This window comes from uncultured Rossellomorea sp. (genome assembly GCF_947488365.1).
Classification (GTDB): Bacteria; Bacillota; Bacilli; order Bacillales; family Bacillaceae_B; genus Rossellomorea.
Window position 1 is genome coordinate 648,131 of record NZ_CANKZT010000003.1, and the last position, 16,208, is coordinate 664,338.

Here is a 16,208-nt window from a genome sequence, read left to right on the forward strand (position 1 = left end):
TCATACAAATATTGAAATCTTGAGGAGGTCATGTCTATGCAATTGAAAGGAATCCATCACGTATCTTCATTGACGGCGAATGCCAAGCAAAACCTGGATTTCTACACACGGATCATGGGACTGAGATTAGTGAAGAAAACCGTCAATCAGGATAATACCTCATATTATCATTTGTTTTACGGTGATGAAAAAGGAAATCCCGGAACGGAACTGAGCTTCTTCGAAATACCGAATATGGCGAGGAAGCATCCCGGTACAAACAGTATTTCCGGCATGTCGTTAAGAGTGAAAACCAACGCTGCCCTTACGTATTGGCAGAACCGCTTTGAGGAATACGGTGTTGTGTATGCACCGGTCACCGAGCGTTTCGGGCATGCCGTCTTGCCTTTTTGGGATTCAGAGGGGCACGAGATGACCTTGATCTCTGATCAGAATGATAGAGGGGTAGAGGCCGGGAAAGCATGGACAGGAAGTGGCATCCCAGAAGAATATGGAATTACAGGTCTGGGTCCAGTTAGGCTTACGGTTAGATACTTGGAGCCTACGATTCAGGTTCTGACTGAGCTCATGGGGTACAGGTCATCGGGAGAATACAGAGCCGGTGACGACGACTCCCATCTTGTCTACGTCTTTGAAACGGGTGAAGGAGGCAATGGCTCTGAACTCCATGTGGAACAGCGGAAGGACCTCCCCGACGAAAGACAGGGCAGGGGCAGCGTTCATCATGTGGCCTTCAGGGTCGAAACGGAGGACGAACTGCGGGAGTGGGTTCGACATCTGGAGGCGGATGGATTCAAGACATCGGGATTCGTCGACCGTTATTATTTCCAGTCCCTTTACGTCACAGAGCCAAACGGGATCCTGTTTGAGATTGCCACCGATGGCCCGGGCTTTGATCTGGACGAATCCATTGATGAGCTGGGGGGACGTTTATCCCTTCCAACGTTCCTGGAAGATCGCAGACAAGAAATCGAATCCAACTTAAAGCCTTTACCTTCCCCTTTTAAAGGAAAGGATTGATAGATATGAAACATTTTTTTCATGACAGTGAAGAGTCCAATCAAGTATTTATCCTATTACATGGAACGGGTGGCCGGGAAACCGATTTATTGCCTGTCGCCGGTCAAGTGGATCCGTCTCTTTCGGTTCTGGGAGTGAGGGGAGAGACTATTGAAAATGGGCAGTTCCGTTATTTCGCCCGTACGAAAGACGGTGGAATGGACGAAGGCTCCCTCCTTGAGAAAACAGGGGATGTTCTCAACTTCATCGAAGAAGCAGCCACCACGTATCAAATAGACAAGCAATCCTTCCACCTTATCGGATATTCGAACGGCGCCAATATGGCGATCAGCCTGCTGCTACATCGTCCTGATCTGTTCCGCACTGCGATGCTGTTTCATCCAAGTCACCCCCTGCAATCATTTGAGAAAAGTGATTTGGGGGGGCGGGACATCTTTATGACAGCTGGCGCAGTGGATCAAATTACCCTGCCGGGAGAGGCGTTTCAATTGAAGGCTCATCTCAGTCGTTTGGGTGCGGATGTTTCCATGCATATAACCGATCACGGACATGAACTAATGAAGTCTGAGTTCAGGGAAGCGTCTAAGTGGTGGAAAGAAATAAACATAGATGATAGGGAGAGATAATCATGAATAAACGTATAAAGATCGCCGCCATGTGCGGAAGCCTGAGAAAGGATTCATTTAACAAGAAGCTCCTGCAGGCGATAGCAGAGGAAGCAAACAACCAATGGGAGATGTCTTTTGTAGAGATAGGGGAATTGCCTTTATTCAATGAAGATCTGGAAAAAGAAGGAGATCCTGAAGAGGTCGTCACCTTTAGGGAAAAGCTGAAAGAAGCGGACGGCGTATTGATCATCACGCCTGAATATAATTCCGGGGTCCCAGGGGGCTTGAAGAATGCGCTGGACTGGGCTTCTCGTCCACCGAGGCAAGCGGTCTTGAATGGAATGCCGGCAGCGGTGGCGGGTGCCACTCCAGGAAGCGGCGGGACCGGGTTGTCGCAAATGCAGCTGCGTCAGACCCTGGTCGCCATGAATGTGAATGTCATGAGTGCTCCGAAAGTATTGGTGGGGGAAGTACACAAGAAGATCAACCAGGAAACGATGAGACTCGAGGACGAAAGAACCCTTACTCATCTTCAGAGTTTCATTCATGGATTCACGGAATTTGTGGAATTGTATAAGGGGAAGGGATACTAGGTGCCACATAAAAAGGTCAATTGGATCGAATTATTTAATGACTTGATTTTCGTAGCGGCGATTGCAACAGTGACACACACACTGGTTCACGTAGAAGACGGACATATCCATCCGGAATACTTTATCAAATTTGTCCTCATCTTTATCCCGATCTGGTGGGCTTGGGTGGGTCAAACCCTTTACATCAACCGCTACGGGGAAGATACAGTGAAAGACCGCTTATGGATGATCTTCCAGATGATGTTCGTCATCTTAATGACTGCCAGTCTCTCGGTTGATTTTGATGCATATTTCCTCCCCTTTTTAATTGGATATTTGGGAATCCGTTTCGTGGCAGCTGTCCAGTATCTCATTGTAGCACGAGTGGAAGCGGGGCCTCGGAAAGTCGTCGCCCAGTACCTTGGATACGGGTTCCTCATCGGGGGATTGTTCTCCCTCGGATCAGTCTTTTTTGATTCGTGGTTCAGATACTTTGTTCTATATTTGGGAATCGCGATTGACATTGTCATTCCTTTACTCGGTCGGAAACATTTGAAGAAGGTCCCGATCAATACGCCCCATTTACTGGAGCGGTTCGGCCTGCTCACGATCATCCTGTTTGGTGAATTCATTGTCAGCATTGTGGCGATTGTCAACGGAGTGGATCATTTAGGAAAAGGACTTTTTGTCTTATTCATTTCCTTTACCCTCGTCATGGCCATGTGGTGGCAGTATTTCGAGAATGTGGAGAAGAAAATCGATAAAGAAAGCGAAACATCGGGACAAGTGATCATTTACGGTCATCTGGTCATCTTCATGGCGATGAGTGTCATCGCTGCCATGATTCAAGTGGGCTTTCTCTATTCCCTGAATAAAGGGTTGTTTGTCTCATTGGTATTTGGCGCCACGTTCCTATACTTTATTGGAACGACGGCGGTCTTTCATAAGTACAGGCATCCACACACACGTTTAGGGATGAAACATTTCTTCACTTTACTGGGCCTGATTGCTGTTTTTTGGTCAGGGAGTTTCTTACTGCCAGTCGAAGAGACCGTGGTCTTTATCGAGCTTGCCTGCTTCTTTATCGTGTATGCTTTCATGACCGTGAAATAAATAAATGTGAGAAGGAGAATCAGCTATGAATGAATTAAAAGGAATCCATCACGTCACCGCCATCACGAGCAGTGCGGAGAAGATTTATGAATTCTTCACCTATGTACTCGGAATGCGCTTAGTGAAAAAAACGGTGAATCAAGATGACATCCAGACGTATCATCTCTTTTTTGCCGATGATAAGGGAAGTGCCGGAACGGATATCACGTTCTTTGACTTCCGTAACACCCCGAAAGGAACTCATGGAACAAATGAAATTTCGAAGATTTCGCTCCGTGTGCCAAGCAACGCAGCACTGGACTACTGGGTGAAGAGATTCGAACGCCTGAACATAGAACACTCAGGGATCAGTGTGCAATTCAACAAGAATACACTCTCCTTCACAGACTTCGATGATCAGCAGTATCAGCTGATTTCAGATGAAGGAAACGAAGGGGTCCCATCCGGCACTCCGTGGCAGGATGGACCGATTCCTCTTGAGTTCGCGATTACCGGCCTTGGACCTGTTTTCATTCGGATCCGAGAGTTTGATTTCTTTAAAGGGATGCTAGAAGAAGTTCTCTTGTTCAAGGAAGTAGGAAGCGAGGGTGCGTTCCACTTATTCGAGGTGGGCGAAGGGGGGAATGGTGGACAGGTCATTGTCGAGCACGATACGTCCATGCCTCAATCCCAGCAAGGGTATGGATCCGTTCACCACGTTGCCTTCCGCGTAGAGGATCGTGAAGAGCTGAACCAGTGGATCGACCGGATCGAGGGAATGGGTTTCCGTACCTCAGGCTATGTTGATCGCTTCTTCTTTGAATCCCTATATGTTCGGGTCTCTCCTTATATATTGTTTGAATTTGCCACGGATGGACCAGGATTCATGGGAGATGAACCTTATGAAACCTTAGGAGAAAAGCTGTCCCTCCCGCCTTTCCTAGAATCAAAAAGAGGCGATATCGAGAGGCTTGTCCGCCCGATTGATACGATGAGAAGCAATAAGGAATTCAAGAAAGAGATGGAATAGTACGCATTGAATAGCAAACAGCTGCTTGTAAGGATTGCAGCTGTTTGTTTTTTATCGGTGAATCAATTCCCTGACCTTGTGGTGGAAATCCCTAGCTTCCAAGGAGAGCGGTTGTTTAGCGGGATACATGACCCAGAAATCATACCCTTTAACCGATTCCTTATTTAAGGGGATGATAGCCAGGTTTCCATTCAAGACATCAGGATGATTCTTAAAGGTAAAGTCATAAATGATGCAGATTGCTTTTCCATCCAACACGGCGGCCTTCAATACCTCGATATTGTTCGAAGTGAAAAGCGTAGGGTTATTCTTGGTATATTGCTCATTAAGGGACTTGGCACGCTTGGAATTATAGATGACGATTTTTTCATTCCGTATGTCTTCTGGGTAGAGGAGGTTCTGATGATAGAGGGGAGAGTGCTTACTCACACAAACGCATACCTCACCCGTATACAATCGTTCAAACCCAATGGGAACGTGAGCGGTCTGTTTCTGTAATTCTTCCCTTGTAAAAGGAGAAAAGACGAGATCGATCTCCTTGCAGGAAAATGCTTCCCATACTTCGTCCTGATCCATTTCAATGATTTCAATGTTCACATGGGGAAATTCCTGATTGAACAGGACAAAGGCGTCATAGACCACATAAGTCAATGCTGGCCCACACCCGATTTTCAATGAAACCGGAGCTGTGGTGTCCGAGAGTTCATTTTGGAGTTCATCGAGTTTCCCAAGAATATCGATCCCTGTATGGATGATTTTCTTGCCTTCTGGCGTCGGAACCGTCCCCTGCCTCGACCGGTTGAAAATCGTGACTCCGAGTTCCCGTTCAAGTTGAGTGATGGACTGGCTGACAGCCGACGGAGATAAGTGCAGCTTCCTGGCAGCCCTCGTGATCGAACGCTCTTTCGTGACTTCCAGGACGTACTTGATTTGGTCTATATTCATATGACTGAATCGCTCCAACCTATTAAGTTTTTCTTCATTATACATTAAAAATGATTACATTTACTTAACCTAATAAATGGTTATATACTACTATTATAGTAAGAAGGCGAAAATGACGGTAGCCTGTGCTTCCCTTCTCTCTTCTATAGGATGGATTTCTAATAGGTTTCCCATTCATCCCAAACAAAATGAGGGAAGAAGGGGAGAGCACGTAAAGCCGAAGCCTTGGAAGCTGGAGGATCCAAATGAACATGCAACAACCTTCCATCTATCAGCTTATAGATGAAATGAAAGAGAGGTTGAATCAATCCGTTATTCAAAACGGTCTAAATAGCCACATCACCATACACATCAGTCAAGAACTTGATGCCTTATTAAACTTGGCGGAAAAGGATAAGCTCAGTCGGGGGAGAGGTTCCTATGCCCCATATTCAAAACGCTGAGGGAATGACCCATCACTATTGACGATTGTGGGATGCAGCCAGTTAAGGGGATGCATCCTTTTTTTATTTTCACATCCAGTCAGGAGGAGGAAGAATTTTAGCCCAATCGTAGTGAGCAATCCACTTTCCATTGACGGCTGACGGCTTCTTTATTATTTTCAATCCCCTTTAACTGTGAAGAGAGCAATTATCAAGAAATTTCGACACGAAGGATCAATTATGTGAAAAAGTGGTTCAATACATCAAACTCAGGTTCAACAAATCCGAAAAAGGATCCATTATCCCAAATCAGGATTGAAAGTCGTTCAAACCGGAATCATTACAGGTCTGCCCCTTGTAGAAAAGGGCGGATTCCAGACCTTTACTCGTTTGGCCCTTTTTCTATAAATCTCTCAAAAGAAGGAATTTCCTCTTCAGAAAGAGTATATATGCCTTAGGAACAAGTACAAAGTGCATAAATAGGATGTGAATCTCATTGAAAAAATCAATGCTCCCCATCTTAATCGGAATCATGGCTGCCCTCTACATATGGATTATTCCTTCAGAACCGTTGACATTAAAAATCGTCTTCAAGCTGATCCCCATGGCACTCATCATTTTTTTACGCATTCCGTCAGCTGCCCGCCAAAGCGGCACCAGCCATGCGTCTCATCATCATCGGCCTTTTTTTCTGCATGCTGGGCGACGGGTTTATTGTCTTGTCATTTGTTGCCGGGCTCGGGGCCTTCCTCATCGGGCACGTCTTCTATTTAATGGGCTTTATCAGAATGTCCCGTTTCAACAAAGCGCGCCTGGCGGCCTTATTACCGATTGCCTTGTATTCCTTCTTCATCGGCCGCCAGCTGATTACCGCGCTCCAAACAGATGGAAATGATGGGCTCGTGCTTCCGGTCGTTTCCTACATGCTGGTCATATCCCTGATGGCCCTGACTGCCATCTTGACGGGTAACCTATGGGCAACTGTCGGTAGCATCCTGTTTGTCATCTCGGACTCCATACTGTCCTGGAATATGTTCGTTGCAGCCATCCCTTATTCGGATGTCCTGATCATGACAACCTATTACTCGGCGCAATTCCTGATTGCCTCAAGCCTCGCAAGCATAGGGATCACAAACAGGTATCAAGAAGGAAAAAGTATGAACATGTAATCAGCTTTTGCGCCTGTCGAGGGGTCTCGTCAGGCGTGTTTTTATGACAAATTGTGAAATAATCCAAACTTTTTCTAATTAAGAAACGTCTTATTTAGTGAAGATACATACAAAGCAGGTGAGTGTTTGAAATCCGGAAATGTTTCTAAATCCGAGAAGGATCGACTACTTGAGAAAGCCATGACGGAATACGGAAATGATGTCTATTACATTGTCTATTCCTATGTGAAGGAACATAGCCTGGCGGAAGATCTGACACAAGAGATTTTCATCAAGTTTTATCAAAAGATGGATACCTTTCGCGAGGATTCCACCCTTAAAACATGGATCATCAGCGTGGCCGTCAATCATTGCAAAGATTATTTAAGGCGGTGGGATACACGTATGGTCAGTATATCGAATAAAATCAATGAAATGGTCAAAGGAAAGATGGGGGCGCCGGAACAAACCGTGATCGAGAAGGAAAAGAATTCAGAGCTGATCCAACACGTTCTATCCCTGCCCATCAAATATAGAGAGGTCATCTTTCTTTATTATTTTGAAGAGATGAAGCTTTCCGAGATCGGGGCCTGTATGGATTTGAACACCAATACGGTGAAGACCAGATTGACAAGAGGGAAGGCATTGCTCGGTTCAACGATTAAACGGAATGAGGTGTATAACAATGGATGAGCTTAAACAACTCCGTGGCCTGATGAAAGAAGAAACCTTCAAAGGGCATGGTTTCACGAATAAGATGAGGAAAAACATTTTGAATGAGATTCATTCGAAGAGGTCCAAATCGTTCACTTACAATAAAAAACCAATCCTGGCTCCTTTGATGTCCTTTCTATTCGTTGCGGCATGCCTCTCTTTATTCGTTTATTTCGGTGGAACACAATTGGGACTCTTTGACGGAAATAACGCCAGTGCCCCTTTTTATCGATATCAGGCCAAAGATCGTCCTGAATCCCTTGGCACAGAATACAAGTTTCTCACAAAGGCCCCATTTGAAGTAACGGAGGTCACAACCAAAACAAGTGAGGATTCTTCAGGAAAGATAGAAATGGTGACCTTGAAGGGAAAAGAAAAGCAAACAATTAGACTGTCGTTTCAATCCATTGATCCGAGTGAATATCTGACCTTGTCCCAGGACGAAGTGAAAGTCGGTCAATCCAAAGGAAGCTATTACGAATCTGAAGGTCCGGCGAAGGTCAGCCGTCTGATATGGATTGAAGGGGATACCATTAAATATGAAATGGAGTACATGCCAGGGGGATCTGTCGTCACCTTATCCAAGAAAGACATGATTAAGATGGCGGAGTCGTTTCGTTAAAGTCTCCGGGTTGAATAATGTAAGGAGGTTCTGCATCATTAGCGGGCAGACGGAGAAATTTGGAGGTGTATCACATGTACAGTTTTATCGTTTATATTGTCATCTCCTTGGCCGCGTACTTTATCGTTGAGAAGATTGTCAGGAGATGGTGGAACATCCCAAATAACAGGAAATCCGGCTTTGAAGGACTTGGTACAACTCACACTTGGGTTATGCGAATCGGTTGGACGGTCTTTTTTATATGGGTCGTGTTTTTCAAAGCAGAACTGGTAAGTGCGATGATCATTTTCTTAATAGGGGGATTCGATGCCTTTATTCAATGGAGAATGAATAAAGCTGAAAGAGAGTACGTCATTAGACTCTTTGGCCTTGTATTCTTCATCATCTTTGTAACGGTTGGCTATACATTTGATTTCTTAGTGTAAAAAGATGGGAGATCGTAGTCCCGTCCCGGCGCATCACTCAAAGAAAAGGATGGTGGATCCAGAGTCCATCATCCTTTTTCCCTTAATATGTCCCATACACAACCTTAACGATGTATCCATACTTATTATAGGTCACTTCTTTCCACTGACTCCCGCCATTTCCACTTCGATACACGATGATGGTGTAGCTGCCTACAGTCTTTCGATACGATTCCTGCCAGGTGACTCCCCCTTGGCCGCCGCCATCTTCTATGACATTTGTATCGTCATTCTCTGCTGCGAAAGTCTGCGTTATCCCTACGGCAGCACCAGCAGAAAGAACCAGTGAACACGCCACCACATACTTTACTGAACATAGAAGGAATCCTCTCACTATTATCATCCCCTTTTGTTAATAAATGTAATTATATAGTCAATCATACTATAAATAACTTTGTGTGGACTAGGTCGTATTCTCTATTATTCAGGAGAAATAACCTCCGGATAGGACGAATTCTTAATGATTCTTGTTGGGTATAAATATATTAATAATTCAATTTCGCTTCGTTGTGTAAATTCGATGTCATTAAAGTAATGGATAAGAAATTGTGGAAAGTTGAATAGTTAGATGTGGAGTTGTGACAAAATCACGGTCCCATTTCTAAAATCCCTCTTATAGGATACGAATGGTAGGAAGCGCGGGAAGGGTTCTACTGCTTTGGTGATTTTTTGTTACATGAATGTAATAAACGTAACATTGTGCATGGGGATGTTAATTAAGTGTCTGCCAAATGATGGTATACAGCCTCTGTGTGATGCCTTGTGCATAATGGTTACCCTCCTATTAAAAGTGTTTTATAAACCGAAAATGAGACTCATATAGTGGTTAAGATTGAAATCAGGGGGTGTGTTTAGGTGAGTTTCTTTCTATGAAATAACCTAATTGTAAAATAGTAGAAATAAAGGGAGATATTTTCTTTTGTATAATGTAAGTATTACATATTGATAGGAGAGTTTACGATGAATGAAATCATTACAAATTACTCTGGTTTAATGAAAACGCTGGATTCTCTACTAAGAGATCCAACCCAATTTTGGGATGAATTCTATGCAAATCGAGATAAGGAAATCCCCATTTTCGTGAATTCACCTGACGAAAATTTAGTGAGCTACCTCCGGGAAGGAATCATAACCCCAGGAAAGGTGTTGGATCTCGGATGTGGGGCGGGAAGGAATGCCATCTTCTTAGCTGAAAATGGGTTTGAGGTCGATGCTGTGGACTTATCGATCACTTCACTGGAATGGGCAAAAGAGCGTGCAGATGAAAGGGGGCTCTCGATCAATTTCATTCATGACAATATATTTGAATTGAAGGTTCATGAGGGAGAATACGACTTCATCTATGACTCTGGGTGTTTTCACCATCTAGCCCCTCATAGAAGGATTACCTATATTGAATTACTACAAAAGGGTTTGAAAGAAAAAGGACACTTTGGGATCACTTGTTTTCTTGTAGGAGGCAGCTTGGGTGGAGCAGAGCTATCGGATGTAGAAGTGTACAAAAAAGGTACGTTAATGGGTGGACTGGGATACACAAAAGAATCGCTAGCCAAAATCTTCAGCGTGTTCGAGCCGTTAGAACTTAGAAGAATGAATGAAGGCAGTGAGGCAGAGGGCACATTTGGTTCATCCGACCTTCTAGCAGGTTTGTTTCTTAAATGAAAAGAAATTCGACGAACCGTTTTTCACTTCTCGGTATAAAGACTAAAAATATGTTAGACGGAATTAAAGCTCTACCTGAGAAAGTAGCATTTACAATAGGTTTATCTTTAATATTATGTAGTCCATTATGTTTATTTTTCATGTCATTTTTATTCCCATTAGGTAATGGGACAAAGATGATTATAGGAAGTGTTGTTTATTTTTTTGCTCTTTTATTGATACTTAGTGCGGCTGATAAAAGACATTCTAGAATTGGTAAGAAAACGTGAGGATTATCTAATGAGAGAAAGGCGGTAAAGATAGTTGACAGGTTGTAAAGCAATCCTATTTGATCTGGATGATACCTTACTTAACAGGGATCTGGCAGTAGATAAAATGTTTTCGATTATTTTAGAAAAGTGTTATGAGGGAGTTCCACATCCAGCAAAAGACGAAATGTTGCATAGGTTCAAAGAATACGACAAAGGAAGCTATGGCGATAACAATAAGATAAACGTTTTGGAATCATTATTTGATAAGTTCCCGCCACATTATAGATTGCCGCGCCATGACATCCAAGATTTTTGGAATCATCATTTTCCTCGTTGTTTTTCTATTAACCAGCATACTCTTACTATCGTAAATACTATAAAGCATCACCTTAAAGTTGGGATTATTACAAACGGCTCCACTCAGAGACAAAAAGCGAAAATAATGAACTCCGGGTTAACTCATTATTTCGACACAATCATTATTTCTGAAGAAGTGGGAATGAGTAAACCAGACAAACGCATATTTGATTTAGCATTAAGTAAGCTGAATGTTCAACCGGAGGATGTCTTATTCGTAGGAGATGACTTAGAAAAGGATATTAGCGGTTGTCAACATGCTCATATTAAGGGCATATGGTTCAACCCTAACAGGATTAAGAATGATACCGATATCAAACCATATGGCGAGATTGATTCTTTTGATAGACTAATAAGCTATATGACATAATGCCAACACGCCAGAGGTGAAAAAAGATGATTTTTGTATTCGATTTAGATGGGACGATTTGTTTTAAAGGAAAACCCTTAAGCAAAGAGATATGTGATGCGTTAAACGTTTGTAAGCAACAGGGACACGAAATAGTATTTGCTTCAGCCAGGCCCATTCGTGATTTATTACCCGTTCTGCCTGAAGATTTCCGGCATTATCGGATGGTTGGTGGGAATGGTGCCTTTACGTATGCAGATGGGGTGATTAAGACCCGTACTTTCTCAGCAGAAACAGTAAATCAAATAAAAAATATAATAGAAACCAACCAGCTGACTTATCTGATAGACAGTGACTGGAACTACAGCTACACAGGAGACCGTCATCATTCTATATTTCGTAATCTTGATCCTGATAAGCGTGCTGAAAATCAGCCATTGGCTCAATTATTAAAGATCACCAAAATCGTATTATTTACAAAAGATCAAGCTATCAAACAACAACTCGAGAAGCTATCTGTACAAATATACGAACACGGGGATGAAGAACTCATGGATATAAGCCCGTTAGGAATACATAAGGTAGAGGGTATGAGACAATTAGGCATCCATCCAGGAGAGTTTATTGCATTCGGAAATGACCAAAATGATTTACAACTGTTTCAAAACGCAAAGCACAGTGTTTGTGTGGGACAGCATCCAATAAAAGAATTTGCATCTACTGTTATAAGTGTTGAGGATGTTCCTTTCAAAATAAAAGAAATCAGTGAATTATATCAACAAAGAGGACTACTGCTGGAAAGCTGATTTAGTCCGCTAGAGCATCTTGCCATGGGCTTATCCAAACAAGGATAGGCTTATTTTTTAGGGAAAATTCTTGAGTATGGTGCAGAGTTTTGAAATAATTGGTAGTAGGTTTGGTTTGTATATATATTCCATGCGGTTGTAAAAACTATTTCATCGAGTTATACGCCTAATAAACAATAAGAAAAAGGAGATTGTATATATGTTTGGTTTACTTAATCTTGGAAGCCTCTTGCTTGGGCTCATTGCCTGGATACTCCCAATTCTTAATCTAACCCGGGATAAAAAGCAGAATAAAAATTGGGTTGTTCTTTCCACGATCAGTATCTGTGCTTGTGGTATTTCACTATGCTTCCAGATATTTTATACCTACTATAAAGTAACGGTTGAGGATTGGACTGCTCTTATGGACACCATGTATGCCGTGGCTTATGTTTCAGCAATTCTTCTCATCGTTACGATCATACTAAATGTCATCACTCTGAAAGTTTATCGTAGAAGAACAGTAGAGTAGGAATGTTTTTTAATTATTGGCTGTGTTAAATGTTAATGTTGATAAATTAAAAAAGATTGGGAAACCGAAATATAAAGGTTTCCCAATCTTTCTTAACTATTTTCTCATTCGTTACGTGAGATCAAACTATTTTAATTTTAACCTATATTTATTAAAAGCTACTACTGGAGGTTTTGTTTTCTCAAAAACGTCGGTATCGTTGTAAGGCATATCAATGGAATCCCAATTGAAGTTATCTGGAACACAAGATATAAATAAATCATATCCTTCATTATCTGATGTCGAAGAGCACGTTCTAAATTCCCCATGATTCAAAGCCATATCAATAGCTTCTCGAAGTTTTTCCAGACCGATTCGGTTGGCAACAACATAAGCATTGTCGTGCCACATACCTTGTCCATACAAATGACATAGCGGAGTTTCTTCATAATAAGTGCCAGCTATGATAGCTTCAGTTAGTCTAATGGGCACATCTTTCAAGGAATTGGTATCCAAGTAGACATCCATACCGCCAAGTTCCCCTTCACCTTCACTTCCAAATTGTTTAGTGAATTCATCGTATAATTCATTATTTTCGATGAATAATAGCCTATCAGGCTCTTGCCAGTCCTCAACAACATAGAAACAATGAATCAATTTGTCTGCTTTGCTATAAACATAATGATAAACACTATTATTTAAATGCTCGCTGGTATGAATTTTGAAATCATATTTCTTGGCTTTCTTTGGTTTTAGTTGCCCGTTTACAAAAGGGGTATCTGCTATATATATGGGTGTAAATAGTTTTTGATTTGACATTTAAAACACCTCGGAATTTCATTTATCTAATACATTTATTCCGTTTTTCTGATTGTTCCTTCTTGGTGTGTGGTAATTTGTTGATGATTTAGAAGGTTACTGAGCGCCTTGCTCAAACTTAGGTCCTTCAGAATATTTGTTTTTATATTAATTTTACTAAGAATTCAGGGAGGCATCAAATATCAACATTTACCTTTAATAAAGCCTAATTTTTATTGCCTGACCCCAAGCACGGTAAGCTTAACCTGCCGGGGTTCAGCCCAGCCTATTATATTTAAACAATGTTATCAATCGAACCTTAATGGAGGCAAATAGGTGATGAGTACGTTTGTTTATATGGTGAGGCACGGTGAGTCACCAAAGGAAGGAAATGAAAGAACAAGAGGGCTAACTCAAAAGGGTCATTTGGATGCTCAAAGAGTAACTGACATTTTAAAAGATGAGAAGATTGCCGCAGTTGTTTCAAGCCCCTATAGACGTTCAATCTTAACTGTCAAAAAAGTAGCTGAACAAATAGGACAAGAAGTTATCGTATATGAAGATTTAAAAGAGAGGATCTTTTCTTCTGAAGATAATCGAGTTTCTGATAAGGAATTGGTTCCACTATTGGAGAAGTCGTTCGGGGATTCAAATTTCGCTTTAGAAGGAGCAGAATCAAATGCTGACTGTGAAAAAAGGGCTATTAACGTTTTAAAAGAACTATTAGAAACCTTTAGAGATAAACATATCGTAATAGGATCTCACGGGGCTGTTATGACCTTGATGATGGGATATTTCGATTGTAAGTATGACTTGGATTTTTTACATAGCACATCCAAACCCGATATTTATAGGATGGAATTTAAAGAGAAGGAATTGGTGGATGTTCGAAGACTGTGGGGTATAAAGTAATACGTTAATTATATTTTAAAAAAATAAATCAAGGCTATACGTTATTCAATTACAGGGAGTAAGTTGTACAATGTCATTAGATGCTATTAAATTGAGGTGTTATCAATGATATTAGTGAGTTCATGTTTAGCAGGATTGGAAGTAAGATATAACGGTACGCATAGTTTAAATCATAAGATCAGTAAACTAATAGAAGAGAAGAAGGCAATACCTGTATGCCCGGAATTGCTTGGTGGATTTTCAACCCCCAGAGAACCTGCTGAAATAGTAGGTGGTCATGGGGAAGATGTATTGGATGGGAAAGCTAAAGTAGTGGAGAAGTCAGGAAGAGACGTTACGGAACTGTACTTAAAAGGGGCTAATGCTACTTTAGAAAAGGCCAAAGAAGTTCATGCAAATGTAGTTGTTCTGAAAGAGTACAGCCCATCGTGTGGAAGTGCAATGATTTATAATGGTGAATTTATAAGTAAGAAAATTGTTGGAAATGGAGTCACAACTGCTTTACTCAAAAGAAACGGAATACAAGTCATTTCTGAAGAACAGCTTTCCCATTACGGTCATTTATCATAAACATTGATCATAATCCTGTTGTCATTGGCAACAGGATTTTTTCTTATTCAATAAATGAGCAAATACATATGAACAGATGACATACACGGATGAAGCTTATCCGCAATAGGATAAGTTTTTTTATGGGGATTAGTTATTGAGTTTCTAACATTGATTTGAAATAATTGGAATTAAATAATAGCATCGACCACCATTATAGGTCTTGAGGGCAAGATATTAGAAAAAGACATGGATTAACAAGGATATATTGTTTTTTTAAGTATCTTATTTAAGAGACGAACAAAAAGAAGTAGGTGAAAAATTTGAATGGAATTTCCAATAAGACGGCCTTTGAAGATATAACCAACTATACTGAAGAAACGAAAGATAAGATGCATGCTTCTGGGGCAGCGTTAGTCATAATAAAGGATAACGAGATAGTACACGAGTGGTATTCTGGTACCCATCATTTTGAAACGGGAGCTAGGAATATAGATCGCTCCTCACAATTTAACGTATATTCAACCAGGGTTACATATGTTGGTTTAGCGGCTGCATTGGCTGTGTTTGAAGGACACATTGATCTTGAGGATAAGCTCAGTGATTATTTTAAAGAATTGGATAAAGAAATCTTAGGCGAGACTACAGTTAGACATTTGGTAACCAGATCTACTGGTTTAAAGATTAAGAATGATACAGTCCAGAGGGTATTTGATTCAGGAACCAACATTGAGGGTAAACGACCAGACTTATTAGCTAAGATCGTCAGGAAAGCTACCGGCAAGACTGTTAACCAAATTCTTACTGAGAAGGTTATTAAACCTTTGGGTTGGAAAAGTACAGAATGGGCGACCGAGGGAAAAAGCTCTTTAGTATGTGACATACATTCGCCAGATAGTCAGCCTTCCATTAGGATTGGGTCAAATGTTGGGGATGAAAGAAACTTATATGTTAATAGCAGAGAGTTGGCTTTATGGGGAAGCTTACATTTGAATAAAGGATTCATGGATGGAAAACAAATCTTGCCGGAAGAAGTATTTGACCTTTCTACCACCATCCAAAGTCCAGGTGAAATGGGTGAGAATCTACCTAAGTTCGGTTTGTTCTGGTGGCTGAAAGATAACCAAGTGTCGTGGGACTACAATGAATTAGGAACAGACTTACCTGAAGGCAGTTACCAAATTCTTGGGGCGTCAGGATGTGCCTGCCTTGTCATTCCCCGATATAATGCTGTTGCCGTAAGGATGTATAACAGTCTATATACCTATCAGAATAAGAATTTTGATCATATCGAGGATATCCAAACGTTTGGGAATTTGGTTGTGAAGGAACTTCAATTATCTATTAAATAGGAGAAAAAAGATTAGTGTTAAAGGTATCTGTCATCACTAATATAT

At 41.4% G+C, this 16,208-nt stretch carries 20 protein-coding genes; 17 read left to right on the forward strand and 3 right to left on the reverse strand.

Going from position 1 to position 16,208, the window contains the following annotated elements:
• Positions 1-36: 36 nt before the first annotated feature.
• The 5 genes from Q1B03_RS14395 to Q1B03_RS14415 are packed head-to-tail and all read left to right on the forward strand — an operon-like array spanning position 37 to position 4,322.
• The gene (locus Q1B03_RS14395; RefSeq protein WP_299742476.1) at positions 37-1,020 is read left to right on the forward strand and encodes a ring-cleaving dioxygenase; all 984 of its coding nucleotides are present in this window, start codon (positions 37-39) and stop codon (positions 1,018-1,020) included.
• 5 nt (positions 1,021-1,025) lie between these two features.
• On the forward strand, positions 1,026-1,646 hold the full coding sequence (locus tag Q1B03_RS14400) for an alpha/beta hydrolase (protein ID WP_299742479.1): 621 nt from the start codon (positions 1,026-1,028) through the stop codon (positions 1,644-1,646).
• 2 nt (positions 1,647-1,648) lie between these two features.
• On the forward strand, positions 1,649-2,221 hold the full coding sequence (locus Q1B03_RS14405) for an NADPH-dependent FMN reductase (protein ID WP_299742482.1): 573 nt from the start codon (positions 1,649-1,651) through the stop codon (positions 2,219-2,221).
• Positions 2,222-3,313 (forward strand): low temperature requirement protein A, encoded by a 1,092-nt coding sequence (locus Q1B03_RS14410; protein WP_299742485.1) that lies wholly within the window; start codon positions 2,222-2,224, stop codon positions 3,311-3,313.
• Between the two features lie 25 nt (positions 3,314-3,338).
• Entirely contained in the window at positions 3,339-4,322 is a 984-nt protein-coding gene (locus Q1B03_RS14415) for a ring-cleaving dioxygenase (RefSeq protein ID WP_299742488.1), read from the forward strand.
• Positions 4,323-4,373: 51 nt separating this feature from the next.
• Here the strand turns inward: Q1B03_RS14415 and Q1B03_RS14420 are convergent, their stop codons facing one another.
• The gene (locus Q1B03_RS14420) at positions 4,374-5,267 is read right to left on the reverse strand and encodes a LysR family transcriptional regulator (RefSeq protein ID WP_299742491.1); all 894 of its coding nucleotides are present in this window, start codon (positions 5,265-5,267) and stop codon (positions 4,374-4,376) included.
• 245 nt (positions 5,268-5,512) lie between these two features.
• Here Q1B03_RS14420 and Q1B03_RS14425 point away from each other — a divergent pair, with 245 nt between their 5' ends.
• From Q1B03_RS14425 to Q1B03_RS14445, 5 genes are all read left to right on the forward strand, one after another.
• Positions 5,513-5,710 (forward strand): aspartyl-phosphate phosphatase Spo0E family protein, encoded by a 198-nt coding sequence (locus tag Q1B03_RS14425; RefSeq protein ID WP_299742494.1) that lies wholly within the window; start codon positions 5,513-5,515, stop codon positions 5,708-5,710.
• Between the two features lie 674 nt (positions 5,711-6,384).
• Positions 6,385-6,858, forward strand: a complete 474-nt coding sequence (locus Q1B03_RS14430) for a lysoplasmalogenase (protein WP_366141297.1) — start codon at positions 6,385-6,387, stop codon at positions 6,856-6,858.
• Between the two features lie 126 nt (positions 6,859-6,984).
• Positions 6,985-7,530, forward strand: coding sequence for a sigma-70 family RNA polymerase sigma factor (locus Q1B03_RS14435; protein WP_299742496.1), 546 nt, complete (start codon positions 6,985-6,987; stop codon positions 7,528-7,530).
• Positions 7,523-8,173 (forward strand): hypothetical protein, encoded by a 651-nt coding sequence (locus Q1B03_RS14440; protein WP_299742499.1) that lies wholly within the window; start codon positions 7,523-7,525, stop codon positions 8,171-8,173. The genes Q1B03_RS14435 and Q1B03_RS14440 overlap by 8 nt, the downstream gene beginning before the upstream one ends.
• Before the next feature lie 74 nt (positions 8,174-8,247).
• Positions 8,248-8,598, forward strand: a complete 351-nt coding sequence (locus tag Q1B03_RS14445; protein WP_299742502.1) for a DUF4181 domain-containing protein — start codon at positions 8,248-8,250, stop codon at positions 8,596-8,598.
• Between the two features lie 82 nt (positions 8,599-8,680).
• On the opposite strand, the gene Q1B03_RS14450 is transcribed toward Q1B03_RS14445, so the two are convergent.
• Positions 8,681-8,971, reverse strand: coding sequence for a hypothetical protein (locus tag Q1B03_RS14450; protein ID WP_299742505.1), 291 nt, complete (start codon positions 8,969-8,971; stop codon positions 8,681-8,683).
• 626 nt (positions 8,972-9,597) lie between these two features.
• Between Q1B03_RS14450 and Q1B03_RS14455 the strand changes: the two genes are divergently transcribed.
• From Q1B03_RS14455 to Q1B03_RS14470, 4 genes are all read left to right on the forward strand, one after another.
• The gene (locus Q1B03_RS14455; RefSeq protein WP_299742508.1) at positions 9,598-10,299 is read left to right on the forward strand and encodes a bifunctional 2-polyprenyl-6-hydroxyphenol methylase/3-demethylubiquinol 3-O-methyltransferase UbiG; all 702 of its coding nucleotides are present in this window, start codon (positions 9,598-9,600) and stop codon (positions 10,297-10,299) included.
• A 321-nt stretch (positions 10,300-10,620) separates the two neighbouring features.
• Complete coding sequence (locus tag Q1B03_RS14460; protein WP_299742696.1) at positions 10,621-11,277, forward strand: HAD family hydrolase; 657 nt, start codon at positions 10,621-10,623, stop codon at positions 11,275-11,277.
• A gap of 26 nt (positions 11,278-11,303) precedes the next feature.
• Positions 11,304-12,062 (forward strand): HAD-IIB family hydrolase, encoded by a 759-nt coding sequence (locus tag Q1B03_RS14465; RefSeq protein WP_299742511.1) that lies wholly within the window; start codon positions 11,304-11,306, stop codon positions 12,060-12,062.
• A 199-nt stretch (positions 12,063-12,261) separates the two neighbouring features.
• Positions 12,262-12,573: a hypothetical protein gene (locus Q1B03_RS14470; protein WP_299742514.1), complete on the forward strand. Its 312-nt coding sequence runs from the start codon at positions 12,262-12,264 to the stop codon at positions 12,571-12,573.
• Between the two features lie 126 nt (positions 12,574-12,699).
• Here the strand turns inward: Q1B03_RS14470 and Q1B03_RS14475 are convergent, their stop codons facing one another.
• A complete protein-coding gene (locus tag Q1B03_RS14475) occupies positions 12,700-13,371 on the reverse strand; it encodes a hypothetical protein (RefSeq protein WP_299742517.1) in 672 nt (223 codons plus the stop codon).
• Between the two features lie 318 nt (positions 13,372-13,689).
• Between Q1B03_RS14475 and Q1B03_RS14480 the strand changes: the two genes are divergently transcribed.
• The 3 genes from Q1B03_RS14480 (at position 13,690) to Q1B03_RS14490 (ending at position 16,163) form a co-directional block, all read left to right on the forward strand.
• Positions 13,690-14,262, forward strand: coding sequence for a histidine phosphatase family protein (locus Q1B03_RS14480; protein WP_299742699.1), 573 nt, complete (start codon positions 13,690-13,692; stop codon positions 14,260-14,262).
• Positions 14,263-14,367: 105 nt separating this feature from the next.
• Positions 14,368-14,832 (forward strand): DUF523 domain-containing protein, encoded by a 465-nt coding sequence (locus Q1B03_RS14485; protein WP_299742519.1) that lies wholly within the window; start codon positions 14,368-14,370, stop codon positions 14,830-14,832.
• 302 nt (positions 14,833-15,134) lie between these two features.
• Positions 15,135-16,163 carry a serine hydrolase gene (locus Q1B03_RS14490; protein ID WP_299742522.1) on the forward strand — a complete coding sequence of 343 codons (1,029 nt, stop codon included), beginning with the start codon at positions 15,135-15,137 and terminating at the stop codon, positions 16,161-16,163.
• Positions 16,164-16,208: the final 45 nt, after the last annotated feature.